General features: G+C 63.6%; 12 protein-coding genes and 2 tRNA genes. 9 read left to right on the top strand and 5 right to left on the bottom strand.

Features of this window, described 5'->3' with window-relative positions; translation table 11 throughout:
• Positions 1-360 precede the first annotated feature (360 nt).
• The 6 genes from SB772_RS25675 (at position 361) to SB772_RS25650 (ending at position 7,791) form a co-directional block, all read left to right on the top strand.
• The gene (locus SB772_RS25675) at positions 361-3,618 is read left to right on the top strand and encodes an Rne/Rng family ribonuclease (protein WP_410836005.1); all 3,258 of its coding nucleotides are present in this window, start codon (positions 361-363) and stop codon (positions 3,616-3,618) included.
• A 197-nt stretch (positions 3,619-3,815) separates the two neighbouring features.
• Positions 3,816-4,928, top strand: coding sequence for a GTP 3',8-cyclase MoaA (gene moaA, locus SB772_RS25670; protein ID WP_410836004.1), 1,113 nt, complete (start codon positions 3,816-3,818; stop codon positions 4,926-4,928).
• Positions 4,929-4,940: 12 nt separating this feature from the next.
• On the top strand, positions 4,941-5,555 hold the full coding sequence (gene mobA / locus SB772_RS25665) for a molybdenum cofactor guanylyltransferase MobA (RefSeq protein WP_410836003.1): 615 nt from the start codon (positions 4,941-4,943) through the stop codon (positions 5,553-5,555).
• A gap of 74 nt (positions 5,556-5,629) precedes the next feature.
• Positions 5,630-6,931 carry a gephyrin-like molybdotransferase Glp gene (gene glp, locus SB772_RS25660; RefSeq protein ID WP_410836002.1) on the top strand — a complete coding sequence of 434 codons (1,302 nt, stop codon included), beginning with the start codon at positions 5,630-5,632 and terminating at the stop codon, positions 6,929-6,931.
• A 75-nt stretch (positions 6,932-7,006) separates the two neighbouring features.
• Entirely contained in the window at positions 7,007-7,282 is a 276-nt protein-coding gene (locus SB772_RS25655) for a hypothetical protein (protein ID WP_341314713.1), read from the top strand.
• On the top strand, positions 7,282-7,791 hold the full coding sequence (locus SB772_RS25650; RefSeq protein ID WP_410836001.1) for a GNAT family N-acetyltransferase: 510 nt from the start codon (positions 7,282-7,284) through the stop codon (positions 7,789-7,791). The genes SB772_RS25655 and SB772_RS25650 overlap by 1 nt, the downstream gene beginning before the upstream one ends.
• 43 nt (positions 7,792-7,834) lie before the next feature.
• Here the strand turns inward: SB772_RS25650 and SB772_RS25645 are convergent, their stop codons facing one another.
• The 5 genes from SB772_RS25645 to pncB all read right to left on the bottom strand — a co-directional run bounded on the left by SB772_RS25645 (position 7,835) and on the right by pncB (position 13,817).
• On the bottom strand, positions 7,835-9,283 hold the full coding sequence (locus SB772_RS25645) for a DNA recombination protein RmuC (protein ID WP_410836000.1): 1,449 nt from the start codon (positions 9,281-9,283) through the stop codon (positions 7,835-7,837).
• Positions 9,280-10,269, bottom strand: coding sequence for a 2-hydroxyacid dehydrogenase (locus SB772_RS25640; RefSeq protein ID WP_410835999.1), 990 nt, complete (start codon positions 10,267-10,269; stop codon positions 9,280-9,282). Before SB772_RS25640 ends, SB772_RS25645 begins: the two co-directional genes overlap by 4 nt.
• 54 nt (positions 10,270-10,323) lie before the next feature.
• Positions 10,324-11,754: a sodium:proton antiporter gene (locus tag SB772_RS25635; RefSeq protein WP_410835998.1), complete on the bottom strand. Its 1,431-nt coding sequence runs from the start codon at positions 11,752-11,754 to the stop codon at positions 10,324-10,326.
• 76 nt (positions 11,755-11,830) lie between these two features.
• Positions 11,831-12,493, bottom strand: a complete 663-nt coding sequence (locus SB772_RS25630) for a LutC/YkgG family protein (protein ID WP_410835997.1) — start codon at positions 12,491-12,493, stop codon at positions 11,831-11,833.
• A gap of 127 nt (positions 12,494-12,620) precedes the next feature.
• The gene (gene pncB, locus SB772_RS25625; RefSeq protein WP_410835996.1) at positions 12,621-13,817 is read right to left on the bottom strand and encodes a nicotinate phosphoribosyltransferase; all 1,197 of its coding nucleotides are present in this window, start codon (positions 13,815-13,817) and stop codon (positions 12,621-12,623) included.
• A gap of 268 nt (positions 13,818-14,085) precedes the next feature.
• On the opposite strand from pncB, the gene fdxA reads away from it, so the two are divergent.
• The 3 genes from fdxA to SB772_RS25610 all read left to right on the top strand — a co-directional run bounded on the left by fdxA (position 14,086) and on the right by SB772_RS25610 (position 14,734).
• Positions 14,086-14,409 carry a ferredoxin FdxA gene (gene fdxA, locus SB772_RS25620; RefSeq protein WP_020069367.1) on the top strand — a complete coding sequence of 108 codons (324 nt, stop codon included), beginning with the start codon at positions 14,086-14,088 and terminating at the stop codon, positions 14,407-14,409.
• A gap of 114 nt (positions 14,410-14,523) precedes the next feature.
• Positions 14,524-14,599, top strand: a tRNA-Asn gene (locus SB772_RS25615).
• 62 nt (positions 14,600-14,661) lie between these two features.
• A tRNA-Asn gene (locus SB772_RS25610) sits at positions 14,662-14,734 on the top strand.

The raw sequence follows: 14,734 nt of genomic DNA, 5'->3' as shown, positions 1-14,734 counted from the left end.
ACCCCCGGCGAGAAAAGACGCGCCTCCTGCGCGAACTTCCCGCTGCGGCATGACCACAGCCTTCGACCCTCCGGTCACGCGCCCAGTTGGCGCACCGGCGCGAGTGGATGAAGGCGTATGAAGGTCTGCCGGCAGAACCCGCGGCGTGTCGGGCCGTTATTTGAAGCCGTGTTCGCATGTGCCCTGCGGCACCGTGTCCTTTTGATCGGACTGGGCCCTCTCAGGCAATTCTCCCGCCATTTTTCCCGCTCCAGCGTGCTTGTGAAAACACAATAAAGCGCGGCATGCCGCTGCCCTCTACGCTCTCGCGACTGACAACCGCGCAGCCTGAGGCAGGCAAAGCCGCTCTGGAGTCGTTCAATGAAACGCATGTTGTTTAATGCGACGCAGCAGGAAGAACTGCGCGTCGCCATCGTCGATGGGCAAAAACTCATCGATATCGACATCGAAACCGCCGGGCGCGAACAGCGCAAAGGCAATATTTACAAGGGCATCATTACCCGCATCGAGCCGTCGCTTGAAGCCTGTTTCGTCAACTACGGCGAAGACCGCCACGGTTTTCTGCCGTTCAAGGAAGTCGCCCGCCAGTATTTCCGTGACGGCGTCGACATGCGCTCCGCGCGCATCCAGGACGCCCTGAAAGAAGGTCAGGAACTGATCGTTCAGGTCGAAAAGGAAGAGCGCGGCAACAAGGGCGCGGCCCTCACCACCTTCATTTCGCTGGCAGGCCGGTATCTCGTCCTGATGCCGAACAACCCACGTGGCGGCGGCGTGTCGCGCCGGATCGAAGGCGACGACCGTCAGGAACTGCGCGAAACCATGGCGCAGCTGCAATTGCCGGAAGGCATGAGTATCATCGCGCGCACGGCCGGCATCGGCCGTTCCGCCGAAGAGCTGCAGTGGGATCTGAACTACCTGATGCAACTGTGGCGCGCGATCGAAGCCGCGTCGCAAAGCGGTTCGGCCGGCCAGCCGATGCTGATTTATCTCGAATCGAGCCTGGTGATCCGCGCGATTCGCGACTATTTCCAGCCGGATATCGGCGAAATCCTGATCGACACCACTGAAATCCATGACCAGGCCCGCGCCTTCATGGATATCGTGATGCCGGACAACGTCGGCAAGGTGAAGCGCTACCACGACGACGTGCCGCTGTTCTCGCGCTTCCAGATCGAGCACCAGATCGAAACCGCGTACTCGCGTACGGTTCCGCTGCCGTCCGGCGGCGCCATCGTGATCGACCACACGGAAGCACTGGTCGCGATCGACGTGAACTCGGCACGCGCCACCAAGGGCGCCGACATCGAAGAAACGGCGGCGCGCACCAACCTCGAAGCCGCTGATGAAGTGGCCCGCCAGTTGCGTCTGCGCGACCTGGGCGGCCTGATCGTGATCGACTTCATCGACATGGAATCGGCCAAGAGCCAGCGCGAAGTCGAACAGCGCCTGAAAGACGCTTTGAAGCACGACCGCGCGCGCGTCCAGATGGGCAAGATCTCGCGCTTCGGCCTGATGGAACTGTCGCGTCAGCGTCTGCGTCCGGCTTTGTCGGAAGGCAGCCACGTGACCTGCCCGCGTTGCAACGGCACGGGCCATATCCGCGATACCGAATCGTCCGCGCTGCAAGTGCTGCGGATCATTCAGGAAGAAGCGATGAAGGAAAACACCGCGGCAATCCACTGCCAGGTGCCGGTCGAAGTGACCGCCTTCCTGTTGAACGAAAAGCGCGCGGAAATCAACAAGATCGAATCGCGTTTCAAGGTCAACGTCGTTCTGATCCCGAACAAACACCTCGATACGCCGCATTACAAGCTCGAGCGCCTGCGTCACGACGATGCGCGCCTCGACGAACCGCGTGCTTCGTGGAAGATGACCGAAGAAGCGGCCCGCGAACTGGAATCGGAAACCGGTTACAGCAAGCGCACCGAAGAAGTGAAGCCGAAGCAGGAAGCGGCGGTCAAGGGCATTACGCCTGAAAAACCGGCGCCGAGCGCACCGGTTCGTCCGGCAGCAATCCCGGCTCCGGTGGCGGTCACGCCGGCTAGCGGCGGCTTCATCGGCTGGTTGAAGAATCTGTTCGGCATGCAGCCGGCAGCGCCGACGCCTGTCGCACCGGCTACAACCGAAAAGCAGGCGCGTCCGCAGCGCGGCGAACGCACGGAGCGCGGTGAGCGCACCGGCGAACGCGGCGGCGATCGCAACCGCAATCGGCGTGGCGGCGCAGGCGGCCGCGATGCGGCGGGCCGTGGCGAAGGCGCGACGGGTGGCCGTCAGGCTCAAGGTCAGCAGCCGTCGCAGCGTCGCGAAGAACGCGAACCGCGTGAAGGCCGTGAGGCACGCGAGGGCCGTGAAGCACGTGAACCGCGTGGTAGTCGTGAGCCGCGCGAAGCACGTGAAGGCCGCGAACCGCGCGAGGGCCGTGAGCTGCGTGAAGGCCGCGAGGGCCGCGAGGGCCGCGACAATCGCGGCAATGAGCGTGCCGAAACCGTGGAAAGCGCAGCGCGTGGCGAGCGTCAGGAACGCGGTGAACGCCGTGAGCGTGGTGAACGCGGCGAGCGCCGTAAGCAGCAACCGGAAGCCGCTGAAGCACTGACGCAAAACGAAGCGCAATCCGCGGAAGAACTGGCGCAAAACCAGGCCGCGTTGAGCGAAAACGGTGCACCGGTCGATCAGGAAGCGGTGGCGCGTGACGGTGAAGAGCGCCGTCGCCGCCGTCGCGGCCGTCGCGGTGGCCGTCGCGAGCGTGAGGAAGATGGCGTGAACGGCAATCTGGCTGCGGACGTTGCGGAAGCCGAAAGCGACAACGTGACCGATGAAGCGCCAGTACGTACACCGCATCAACCGGTCGAGCGCAAGGCCGAGGTCAGTGAAGTGAAGGCAGTGGCCCCGGCGGAAGTGGCGGTCGCGGCTGTCGTGACTGAAACCGCTGCGGTCGCCGAGCTGCACGCTGCAACCGAAACGCCGGCTCCGGCCGTCGAGGCGGCTGTGAAGACGGAAACGGTTGCACCGGTCGCTGAAGCGCCGGTGACATCGGCTGCAGTCGAGCCAGTGGTGCAGGCTGCTGTCGCGCCTGTCGAAACCGCGCAAGCCACTCAGGTCGCCAGCGAGACCGTTTCGCTGGTCGAACCGTTGGCCCATGCCCATGTCGAAGCCCCCGTTGCAGCGCCGGTCGAAACTCGCGTTGAAGCGCCGGTCGTGACTCCGGTTGTCGAAGCTCAGGCTGAACCGGCGCCGGTCGTTGCACCGCCCCCGGCCGCTGTGGTGGAAGCAGTCGAAGCACCGGCAGTTCAGCCGGTGCCGCAAGCGGAGATCGCCGAGCCGCAGCCGGTCGTTGCAGCGGTTGCACCGGCAGTAGAACCGGCAGTCGTCGAGCCGGTGCCTGTTGCCGCGGCGCCGCAAGCGCCGCGCCAGAGCTATGTGTCCGAGGAGTCCCTGCAACCGGTGCTGGAACAGGCCGGTCTCGTTTGGGTGAACACGGACGCCAACAAGCTGCGGGCCGCGCAAGAAGCTGCTGCGCAAACCACCAAGCCGGCTCGCGCCGTGCGCGAGCGCAAACCGTTGCCGCCGCTAGACAGCGCGCCGATGCAACAAGTGGAAACAGGTAAGCACTCGCAGTAAGCTGCTCGTCGCCATGCAAAAAAGCCCGCCCTAACCGGCGGGCTTTTTGTTTATTGGGGCTGGAAAGACATGCATTGGACGCCTTTATGTCCGCCCCGGTATACCCGGAGGGCGCCCAGGGTGTGGCAGCGGTCCAATGCATTTCCGCTATAGAATGAAGATCCAGGTTCCAAACCAAGCGCCAATCGAAGCAATTCATGTCCCGACGCATCATCCCTGTTGCCGATTTCAGCGCGGTGCCGGTCATCTCCGGCCCGACGCAAGCGCCCAGCGGTGCGCTGCACGATACGCTGGCGCGCCCGCTCCGTGACCTGCGCATCTCGGTGACGGATCGCTGCAATTTCCGCTGCGTCTACTGCATGCCGCGCGCGGTGTTCGACAAGGACTATGCCTTTTTGCCACATAGCGCGTTGTTGAGCTTCGAGGAAATCGAGCGCCTGGCGCGGCTCTTCGTCGCACACGGCGTCGAGAAAATCCGTCTAACGGGCGGTGAGCCTCTGCTGCGCAAGAATCTGGAATTCCTGATCGAGCGCCTCGCGCAACTCACCACGGCGGAAGGCCGCCCGCTCGATCTGACGCTGACCACCAACGGCTCGCTGCTGGAACGCAAGGCCCGCAGCCTGAAAGACGCGGGCTTGACCCGCGTCACGGTCAGCCTCGACGCACTGGACGACACCCTGTTTCGCCGCATGAACGACGCCGACTTCGCGGTCGGCGACGTGCTGGACGGCATCGCCGCGGCCCAGGCAGTCGGGCTCGCGCCGATCAAGGTCAACATGGTCGTCAAGCGCGGCACCAACGACAGCGAAATCGTGCCGATGGCGCGCCACTTCAAAGGCTCGGGCGCGGTGCTGCGCTTTATCGAATACATGGACGTCGGCACCTCGAACGGCTGGAACATGGCTGAAGTGCTGCCGTCCGCCGACGTCGTGACGCGCATCGCCGAGCATTTCCCGCTCGTACCGCTCGAAGCGCATAGCGCCGGCGAGACCGCGCAGCGCTGGAGTTACGTGGACGGCGGCGGCGAAATCGGCGTGATTTCGAGTGTCACGCGCGCGTTTTGCGGCAGTTGCACGCGAGCGCGGCTGTCGACCGAGGGCAAGCTGTATCTGTGCCTGTTCGCGTCGTCGGGCCATGATCTGCGCACACTGTTGCGCGGCGGCGCGAGCGATGCGGATATCGCCACCGCCGTTGCCGAAATCTGGCAAGGCCGCACCGACCGCTATTCGGAATTGCGCGGCGGCAATAACACGGCTGAGGCGCACGCGCCGGATGGCCGCCGTGTCGAAATGTCGTACATCGGCGGCTGAGCGGCCGCACGCATGAGTCCAGAGCGCGAACACATCACCGCTCTGGTCCTCGCGGGCGGACGCGGCATGCGGATGGGCGGCGTCGACAAGGGGCTGCAACTGCTGCACGGCGAGCCGCTCGCTTTTCATGTGCTGAAACGAATCGCGCCGCAGACCGGCGCCCTGCTCATCAGCGCCAATCGCCACGCCGACGCCTACACCGCACTCGGTGCACCGTTCGGCGCCAAGGTCGTTGCCGATACCCTGCCCGGCTTTCCGGGACCTCTGGCGGGCTTGCTCGCCGGGCTGCGCGCGGCCGACACCGCGTACGTTCTGAGCGCACCGTGCGACACGCCGGGGCTGCCCACCGATCTCGCCGCCCGCCTCGCGCACGCCCTGGACTCGAACCAGGCCGACCTCGCCACCGTCACCACCGCCGACGCCGAGGGCAACGTCTCGCTCCATCCGGTGTTCGCGTTGTTGCGCACGAGTCTGGCCGACGACCTGTCGGCCTTTCTGGAAGCCGGTGAACGGAAGGTTCGCGCGTGGTACGCGCGCCACAAGACGGTGGAAGTCGCCTTTGCCGACGAGCGCGCGTTTTACAATATCAATTCGTTACAAGAACTCGCCGACCTCGAACGTTGTTGAGGCCCTGGTTGAAATCCTGCTCCGGCCGCATGGCAAATACCGGTCCCGCCTCCGGTCGCGACGTCCAGCTCTTCATGACCACGCTCAACGAATTTTCCCGCTGCGTCGCGCAGTACGATCCTCACGCGCTACCTGTTTCGGCCGCCCAGGCGATCGTCCGTGAGTGGGCCACGCCGGTCGCGGCAATCGAACGCGTGCCGCTGCGCGACGCACTCGAACGCGTGCTGGCAGCCGACATTGTGTCGCCGATCGACGTCCCCGCGCACGACAACTCGGCAATGGACGGCTACGCGTTCAACCACGCGGCGCTGGCAAACGGTGCGTCCACGGTCGGCCTGACCATCGTCGGCAAGGCGCTGGCGGGCCATCCGTTCGCGGGCCGCGTCGAGGCGGCGCAATGCGTGCGCGTGATGACAGGCGCCTGCATGCCGGCCGATTGCGATACCGTCGTGCCGCAAGAGCTTGTCGAGCGCAGCGGCGATTCCGCTGCCATCCATTTCGCTGCGAACGCGGTGTCGGCCGGCGCCAACCGGCGCCTCACCGGTGAAGACCTGGCTCGCGGTCATGCGGCGCTACGCGCCGGCCGCATCATGCGTGCATCGGATCTCGGCTTGCTCGCGTCGCTCGGCATCGGCGAAGTCAGCGTGCGGCGGCGTTTGCGCGTCGCCTTTTTCTCGACCGGCGACGAATTGCGCTCGCTCGGCGAGCCGCTCGACCCGGGCTCCGTGTACGACAGCAATCGCTACACGCTGTTTGCGATGCTCCGGCGCCTGAATGTGGACACGCTCGATCTGGGCGTGGTGCGCGACCAGCCTGCCGCGCTCGAAGCCGCGTTGCGCAGCGCCGCCGCCAGCGCGGACGTGGTGTTGACCTCCGGCGGCGTCTCGGTCGGCGAAGCGGATTTCACCAAGCAGTTGCTGCAGACATTCGGCGATGTCGCCTTCTGGAGTCTGGCGATGCGTCCGGGCCGACCGCTCGCTTTCGGCCGCGTCTGGTCCGGCGCGCATCCGGGGCTCGGGCTGCCTGCGCTATTCTTCGGCTTACCGGGCAATCCGGTCGCAGTCATGGTGACGTTCTATCAAATCGTGCGCGAGGCCCTGCTGCGGATGTCCGGCGCGACCCCGCAAGCGCTGCCGGTCATTCATGCTGCGAGCCGCCGCGCAATCCGCAAACGCGCCGGCCGCACTGAATACCAGCGCGGCGTGGCCCAACAGGACGCGAGCGGTCAATGGCACGTCACGCCGACCGGCTCGCAAAGCTCCGGCGTGCTGAGTTCGATGAGCGAAGCGAACTGTTTCATCGTACTCGGGCACGACGAAGTCGACATTGCCGAGGGCGAACGCGTCGATATCATGCTGTTCGACGGTCTTATCTGACGTCTGATTTGCTGCTCACTTGCCGCGCATCTGCCGCTTTACCCACCACTACTACGACATACGGGTTTGACTTACATGAAAAAACAGATCTCGTTCATTGCCCCGGGACAGACGGCCAAAGCACTCATCCTCGTGTACCTGACGTTCTCGGTGCCGATCGTGCTGCTCGGCGTGCTGGTCGCGTTCGTGCGCTATGGCAAGGTCGAACTGAGCACGGTGTTCAGCGCGCTGCTGCTGAATGCGATCCTCGGTTTCATCCTGTTGTGGATTGCGTGCCACGCATACAACTGGGTCGCATCTCGCTTCGGCGGCATCGAAATCCAGCTGACCGACGCGCCGGAAGAAGCGTAATGACCGCGACGATTCGCAGCGCGACGCCCGCAGACGCAGGCGCGATCTTCGCGCTGACGTACGAGCTGGCAGAATTCGAAAGCCTCACGCACGTATTCGTCGCGACGGAAGACGGCCTGCGTGATGCGCTATTCGGTGCGCGGCCATCGATCGAAGCGCTGGTTGCGGAAGACGAAGGACGCATCGTCGGCTATGCGCTGTTCTTCCACAATTACTCGAGTTTCGTCGGCAAGCGTGGCCTGTATCTCGAGGACCTCTACGTTCAACCGGGCCAACGCGGCAGCGGCCTCGGCACCGCGCTGCTTGCCCGGCTGGCAGCGCTGGCAGTCGAGCGGCAGTGCGGACGCTTTGAATGGACCGTGCTCGACTGGAACCGGCAGGCCATCAGTTTCTACGAGAGGATGGGTGCGACGGTGATGCCGGATTGGCGCGTCGTGCGTCTGGCGGGCGATGCGCTCGAACAATTGGCCGCTACCGCTGCGGCAGGCACCGCCACTACCCCGAACTAAGTCACTAAGTCACCGAGTCACTGAATCACTGAATCACGCCACTCTACTGTTCGTCGGGATCCACGCCTGACAGCGCATCGCCGAGCACTCCGCTCGCCTCCTCACCCGGCAACGCCTCGACGTCGCGCAGCTTGCGGTTCATCGCACGGGTACGCGTTTCCGCGGCTTCGATCGACCGGGTGACAGTTTCCAGCTGCGCCTTGGTCTTTGCCAGCACGTCGCCGAATTTGCCGAACTCCGTCTTGACCGCGCCGAGCACCTGCCACACTTCGCTCGAACGCTTCTCGATCGCGAGCGTGCGGAAGCCCATCTGCAAGCTGTTGAGCAACGCGGTGAGCGTGGTCGGGCCGGCAATCGTCACGCGATAGTCGCGTTGCAGCAGGTCGGTCAGGCCCGGCCGCCGCAGGATTTCCGCGTACAGGCCTTCGGTTGGCAGGAACAGCAGCGCGAAATCGGTGGTGTGCGGCGGCGACACATACTTCTCCGCGATCGTGCGCGCCTCGGCGCGAATCCGTGCTTCGAGCGCGCGCGATGCCTCTTCCACCGCGACCGGATCGGCGCGCTCCTGCGCTTCGATCAAGCGCTCGTAGTCTTCGCGTGGGAACTTGGCGTCGATCGGCAGCCAGACCGGCGTGGCCGGGCCGCCCGCCTCCGCGCGGCCCGGCAACTTGATCGCGAATTCGACGCGATCGGCGCTCTTCGGTACGGTCGCGACATTCTTCGCGTATTGGTCCGCGGTGAGCAGTTGTTCGAGCAACGCTTCGAGCTGCACCTCGCCCCAGGTACCGCGCGTCTTGACGTTGGTCAGCACCTTCTTCAGATCGCCGACGCCTGCAGCCAGCGTCTGCATTTCACCCAGGCCGCGATGCACCTGCTCCAACCGGTCGGACACCTGCTTGAACGATTCGCCGAGGCGCTGCTCCAGCGTCGCGTGCAACTTTTCGTCGACGGTGCGGCGCATTTCTTCGAGCTTGGTCGAATTGTTCGCCTCGATGTCTTTCAGCCGCTGCTCGATGGTCGCGCGCACTTCGGCGAAGCGGCGATCGTTCGCCTCGGTGAGTTGCCCCAATTGCAAGGCCAGTGTCTCGCCGAACTGCTTGAGCGTTCGGCCTTGTTCGTCGCGTGCCTGTTGCGCCTGCTGTTGCAGGCTGTGACGCACCGCGTCGAGCTGCTGCGCAAAGCCGTCGATCTTGCTGCCTTGCACCGTCGTCATACTGCTGAACTGCGACGCCAGCGTTTGTTGAAACTGCGCGAAACCGCTGCTCAACTCGGTGCGCGACACGCGCGCCGTCTCGGCGATGTCATTGCGCAATTGCCGTTCGAGCCGCTCGTAAGCATGCGACTGCGCTGCTGCCGCGGCGTCGAGGCGCTCGCCGAGCGCCTCGAACTGCTCGTTTTTATCAGCGTGGCTATTGCCGCGCATCAGCAACGCCAACGCGATGACCAATGCGACCGCCAGCACTGCCACGGCCACCACCAGAATCATGGTCATGACCGCGCCTTGCCGATCACTTCGGGGTTGATCGGATTCGGCGGACGTCCGGCGCGCGGGCCCTCACCCAGCGCCGCGATCAGATTGTCGGCGGCGAGGTTCGCCATGGCGCGGCGCGTCGCTTCGGTCGCGCTGGCGATGTGCGGCGTCAGCACGACATTCGGCACGGTCAGCAAAGCGGGATTGAGATTCGGCTCGCCTTCATAGACATCCAGGCCAGCCGCGGCGATCTGCTTCGTGCGCAGTGCCTCGACCAGTGCCGCATCGTCGACAATGCCGCCGCGCGCGATGTTGGTGAGCGTTGCAGTCGGCTTCATCTGCGCGAGTTCGACCGCGCCGATCGTGTGATGGTTTTCCTTCGTGTACGGCAACACGAGTACCACGTGATCGGCACGCCGCAACAGGTCCTGCCTGGACACGTATTGCGCGTTCAACTCCGCTTCGATCTCCGGCGCGACACGCGAACGGTTGTGATAGATCACCTGCATGTTGAAACCTTTTGCGCGACGGGCCAGCGCCTGGCCGATCCGGCCCATTCCGACCACGCCGAGCGTCGAGCCGTACAGATCCGTGCCGAGAAAGCCGTCGTACGCCCACTTCTGCCATTTGCCCGCGCGCAACCAGTGTTCCGATTCAGCGATGCGGCGCGCCGCCGCCATCATCAGCGCCCAGCCGAAATCGGCGGTCGATTCGTTCAGCACGTCCGGCGTGTTGGTGCCGAGCACGTTGGCCGCGTTGAACGCGGCCATGTCGAAGTTGTTGTAGCCCACCGCCATGTTCGCCACCACCCGCAGACGCGGCGCCGCCGCGAGTTCCGCCGGGCCGACCGGATCGCCCGCGGTCAGCGCGCCGTCTTTATCCGCGAGACGGCGCGTCAACTCGTCGGCGGACAACACGTCGCCCTGGTTCCAGTCGACGTCGAAATACTGTTTGAGCCGTTCGATCACATCGGGAAAGATCGGACGGGCGACGAGGATCTTCTGCATTGCAATTCTCCGAATAGCGCGTCGAGTTCAATTGTCTCGGCGTCAAAAGCAGCCTCAAAAAAACAGCCAGCCGGTAACGAGAAAGAGCGGCATCAGCACCGCGCCGGACCAGCCAAGATACGCAAAGAAGCTCGGCATGCGAACGCCGCGCGATTCCGCAATCGCTTTCACCATGAAGTTCGGCGCGTTGCCGATATAGCTGTTCGCGCCCATGAATACCGCTCCAGCCGAAATCGCCGCGAGCGTCGTGGCGCCGGTGGTCATCAATGTCTGCGCGTCGCCGCCCGCCAGGTTGAAGAACACCAGGTAGGTCGGCGCATTGTCGAGAAACGACGATAGCAGGCCGGTTGCCCAGAAGTACATCGTGTCGTGTGGCTGACCGGCGGAATCGTTGATCAGATGGACGATGCCCGCGAACGCGCCCGCCTCGCCGGCGCGCAAGATCGTGATGACCGGCGCGATCGTCACGAAGATGCCGGCGAACAGTTTGGCGACCTCTTCGATCGGCGCCCAGTTGAAGTCATTGCCCGCGCGCGCCGCACGCGGCGTCAACGCCAGCGAGAGCAAAGTGACGCCGATCAGCGCGACGTCGCGCACGGCATTCTGCAAGGCGACGTGCGTGCCGAACACGTCGAACTCGACGCCCGGCTTCCAGAGCCCACTCATCAGCACCAGCGCGATCACCGCGGCAAGAAGCAGGAAATTGACCTTGCCGTCGATGCCGAGAGGCGGCGAATCAGGCGTCGGGTCGAGAAAGCGTGAACGCTCTTCCTCGCGCCGATGAAAATAGTACGAGTCGAGCGCGTAAAAACCCACAAGCAGCACGGCGCAAACGAACAGCATTGGCAGCGCCAGATGCGTGGTGGTCCAGAAGAAGCCGACGCCCTGCAGGAAGCCGAGAAAGAGCGGCGGGTCGCCGAGCGGCGATAGCGAGCCGCCCGTGTTCGCCACCAGAAAGATGAAGAACACCACCACATGCACGACGTGCTTGCGGTTGTCGTTGGCGCGCAGCAATGGGCGGATCAGCAGCATCGCCGCGCCGGTCGTGCCCATGATGCTGGCGAGCGCGGTGCCGAGCGCCAGAATCGCCGTGTTCAAACGCGGCGTGCCATGCAGATTGCTGCGCACGCAAATACCGCCCGCCACCGTGTAGAGCGCGGCCAGCAGCACGATGAACGGCACGTATTCTTCGAGAAGCGCGTGCACCAGCGTGTCAAATGCGATGCCCGCGCCGTACGTCAGCGCAAACGGCACCAGAAACACCAACGCCCACGCCGCCGCGATCTTGCCGAAATGGTGATGCCAGAAAGCTGGCGCGACTAGCGGAAACACCGCGATCGACAGCAGCACGCCGGCAAATGGCAAACCCCACAGGGCCGACAACGTCGCACCGTCGAGCGTAGCCGCCGACGCCAGTTGAGGCCACCCAGCCAGCGCCAGTGCAGCGGCGAGCACCATGCTCGTCCACACGGCATGTCGTTTCATATCAGCAAGTCCTTGTTATTGATGGCGGCCGCACGCGCAACGCCAGTGAAGCGTGAGACGCCGACGCGCGCCCCGCTCAGGCGCCACGTACGACGATCACATGCACCCGATAAGGCCCATGCGCGCCAAGCACGATGGTCTGTTCGATATCGCCGGTGCGCGACGGCCCGGAGACGAAATTGACCGCGCGCGGCAGTTCGCCGCGCTCGCTGCGAATCAGGTCGAACGCCTCTTCATGTCCTGAGACGATTCGCGAAGCCGGCACGATCGCAATGTGCGTTTCGGGCAGCAGACCTGCCGAAGCATAGGTTTGCTGCCCGGACAACAGGACCAGCGTGCCGGTCTCGGCGGTTGCACAGAAGCAGCCGGTGAGGCCGACCATGTCGCCGTCTTTCGGTTTGCGAAATTCGACGGTGAGGCCGGCTTCGGCCCATTGCAGGTCTTGCAGCGTTTGCCATGCAATCGCCTGCGTGGGCAATACGTGTTGCGTGAGGTAGCGATGCGCGGCGGCGGGCACCTCGCTCAGTGTTTCGACCGTATCGACGGTGGTCGCCATCTTCTGCGCTTCTTCGATGAAGCGCCCGGTCAGATCGGCCGGCATCTCCGGACGCGGGCCCGGCGGATGCCGCGCCAGATAATCGGCGGCGGCCTCGTGCTCGGAAGCAGACGGTTCAGGCTCGCGCCCTTGCGCCGCGCGGATACGCGCCAGGATGTTGCGGCGGGCAATCGATGTGTCCATATGCGAAATCCTCGTGTCGACAGCCGTGCGATGTGACGAGGATTATACCGGCCGCCCTGCACGCAAACGCGCTGGCCGAACGGCCAATCCCTGCGCATCGCATGCATCAGACACGCCGTTAGCCGTGTTACTTCGCAGCCTCTTCGTCAGGTTGCGCAATGCCGAATACCTGACGCAAATACGCGAGATACGCCTTGTCGTCGCACATGTTCTTGCCCGGCGAATCCGACAGCTTGGCCACCGGCTGACCGTTGCAACGAACCATCTTGATGACGATCTGCAAAGGGTTATAGCCGAGGTCGTTGGTCAGATTGGTGCCTACGCCGAAGGCCAGCTTGCAGCGGCCACGGAAACGCTCGTACAGTTGCAGCACCTTCGGAATGTCGAGCGCGTCGGAGAACACGAGAATCTTGGTGCGCGGGTCGCACCGGTTCGCCTCGTAGTGCTTGAGCAGGCGCTCGCCCCAGTCGAACGGATCGCCGGAATCGTGACGCGCGCCGTCGAACAGCTTGCAGAAGTACATGTCGAAGTCACGCAGAAAGGCCTGCATACCGTACACGTCGGACAGTGCGATACCCAGGTCGCCGCGATACTCCTTCGCCCACATTTCGAAGCCGAAGGTCTGCGAATCGCGCAGCCGCGGTCCAAGTGCCTGGCACGCCTGCAGGTATTCATGCGCCATTGTGCCGAGCGGCGTGAGGCCGTGCTTCATCGCATAGAAGACGTTGCTGGTGCCGGCGAATTGCTCGCCCAAGCCGTCTTTCAGCGTGAGGATCACTTCTTCGTGCCACTGCTTGGAGAAGCGGCGGCGCGTGCCGTAATCGGCGATCTTGCAGTCGGCGAATTCCGGGCGCGCGCCCAGCAACTTGATCTTTTCGACGAGACGGCCGCGCCCTTCACTGTAGTCGGGCTTTTGCTGCGTGTTGCGGAAATAGACCTCGTTGACGATCGCGAGCATCGGGATCTCGAACAGGATCGTGTGCAGCCACGGCCCCTTGATCTCGATGTCGATTTCGCCATTGCCCTTCGGCGACGGTTCGATCGAAATGTATTTCTCGTTCAGATGAAACAGCGCGAGAAACTCGATGAAGTCGCCCTTGATGAAGCGCATGCGCCGCAGATAATCGAGCTCGTCGTCGGTAAAGCGCAGTTCGCAGAGCTTGCGCACTTCATCGCAAATCTCACCGATGTACGGTACGAGGTCGACGTTCGGCGTGCGGCAGCGAAACCGATATTCAACGTTCGCCGCGGGAAAGTGATGCAACACCACTTGCATCATCGTGAACTTGTACAGATCGGTATCGAGCAGCGAAGTAATAATCATGACGGTGCGAACTGGACTGCAGAAAAAGCGCAAGGCCTGACTCAACCCCACGCGCGAGCGGTGCGCCCCGTGCGCACCGACCTGATGCATGTTACCCGAATGCGCCCGGATTCAGCGCGCCGGCGGGCCGATGCGCCGGACGCCATAAACTAATCACGAAAACATATAAAAGCCGTTGCCCGATGCCGCATGCGCCTCTTGACGTTACGTTACAATAACGCTTTTGGCGTTTCCGCCTTCCCTGATTCCGCATGCAGGAGCTGCTTGAATGACTCACGTTGTGACCGAAAGCTGCATCAAGTGCCGCTATACCGACTGCGTCGATGTGTGCCCGGTGGACTGCTTTCGCGAAGGTCCCAACTTCCTCGCGATCGACCCCGATGAATGCATCGACTGCGCTGTGTGCGTCGCCGAATGCCCGGTGAACGCCATTTATGCCGAAGAAGACGTGCCGGGCGACCAGCAGAACTTCATCGAGCTGAATGCCGATCTGGCGAAGAACTGGCCGAGCATCACCAAGACCAAGGCGCCGCTGCCGGAAGCCGACGAGTTCAAGGACGTGAAGGAAAAGCTCGCCCTGCTCGCACGCTGAGCGGCGCGGCCTGTCCCCCGCCGTTGCATTCGAATCAAACCGGGATGAACGCAGGGTATTGACAGGCGCTTTAGCTGCTCCTACAATTTCGCTTCTCTGCTGTTGTTGTTCTGTTCCTCGATAGCTCAGTCGGTAGAGCGCCGGACTGTTAATCCGTAGGTCCCTGGTTCGAGCCCAGGTCGAGGAGCCAAGAATTGCAAAAGCCCGTTAACCAAGACGGGCTTTTTTATGTAGACCAAGTTGTACTGCTGTTCCTCGATAGCTCAGTCGGTAGAGCGCCGGACTGTTAATCCGTAGGTCCCTGGTTCGAGCCCAGGTCGAGGAG

The organism is Paraburkholderia sp. SIMBA_030, assembly GCF_046535245.1.
Classification (GTDB): Bacteria; Pseudomonadota; Gammaproteobacteria; order Burkholderiales; family Burkholderiaceae; genus Paraburkholderia.
The sequence above is the reverse complement of the archived record's forward strand: the minus strand, read 5'-3'. Positions and strand labels throughout refer to the sequence as shown.

Coding starts and splice junctions, on each gene's coding strand:
- SB772_RS25655 (WP_341314713.1), top strand. CDS start 7,007: ATGAAAAAACAGATCTCGTTCATTGCCCCGGGACAGACGGCCAAAGCA.
- mobA (WP_410836003.1), top strand. CDS start 4,941: ATGAGTCCAGAGCGCGAACACATCACCGCTCTGGTCCTCGCGGGCGGA.
- fdxA (WP_020069367.1), top strand. CDS start 14,086: ATGACTCACGTTGTGACCGAAAGCTGCATCAAGTGCCGCTATACCGAC.
- SB772_RS25645 (WP_410836000.1), bottom strand. CDS start 9,283: ATGACCATGATTCTGGTGGTGGCCGTGGCAGTGCTGGCGGTCGCATTG.
- SB772_RS25640 (WP_410835999.1), bottom strand. CDS start 10,269: ATGCAGAAGATCCTCGTCGCCCGTCCGATCTTTCCCGATGTGATCGAA.
- moaA (WP_410836004.1), top strand. CDS start 3,816: ATGTCCCGACGCATCATCCCTGTTGCCGATTTCAGCGCGGTGCCGGTC.
- SB772_RS25675 (WP_410836005.1), top strand. CDS start 361: ATGAAACGCATGTTGTTTAATGCGACGCAGCAGGAAGAACTGCGCGTC.
- SB772_RS25630 (WP_410835997.1), bottom strand. CDS start 12,493: ATGGACACATCGATTGCCCGCCGCAACATCCTGGCGCGTATCCGCGCG.
- SB772_RS25635 (WP_410835998.1), bottom strand. CDS start 11,754: ATGAAACGACATGCCGTGTGGACGAGCATGGTGCTCGCCGCTGCACTG.
- pncB (WP_410835996.1), bottom strand. CDS start 13,817: ATGATTATTACTTCGCTGCTCGATACCGATCTGTACAAGTTCACGATG.
- SB772_RS25650 (WP_410836001.1), top strand. CDS start 7,282: ATGACCGCGACGATTCGCAGCGCGACGCCCGCAGACGCAGGCGCGATC.
- glp (WP_410836002.1), top strand. CDS start 5,630: ATGACCACGCTCAACGAATTTTCCCGCTGCGTCGCGCAGTACGATCCT.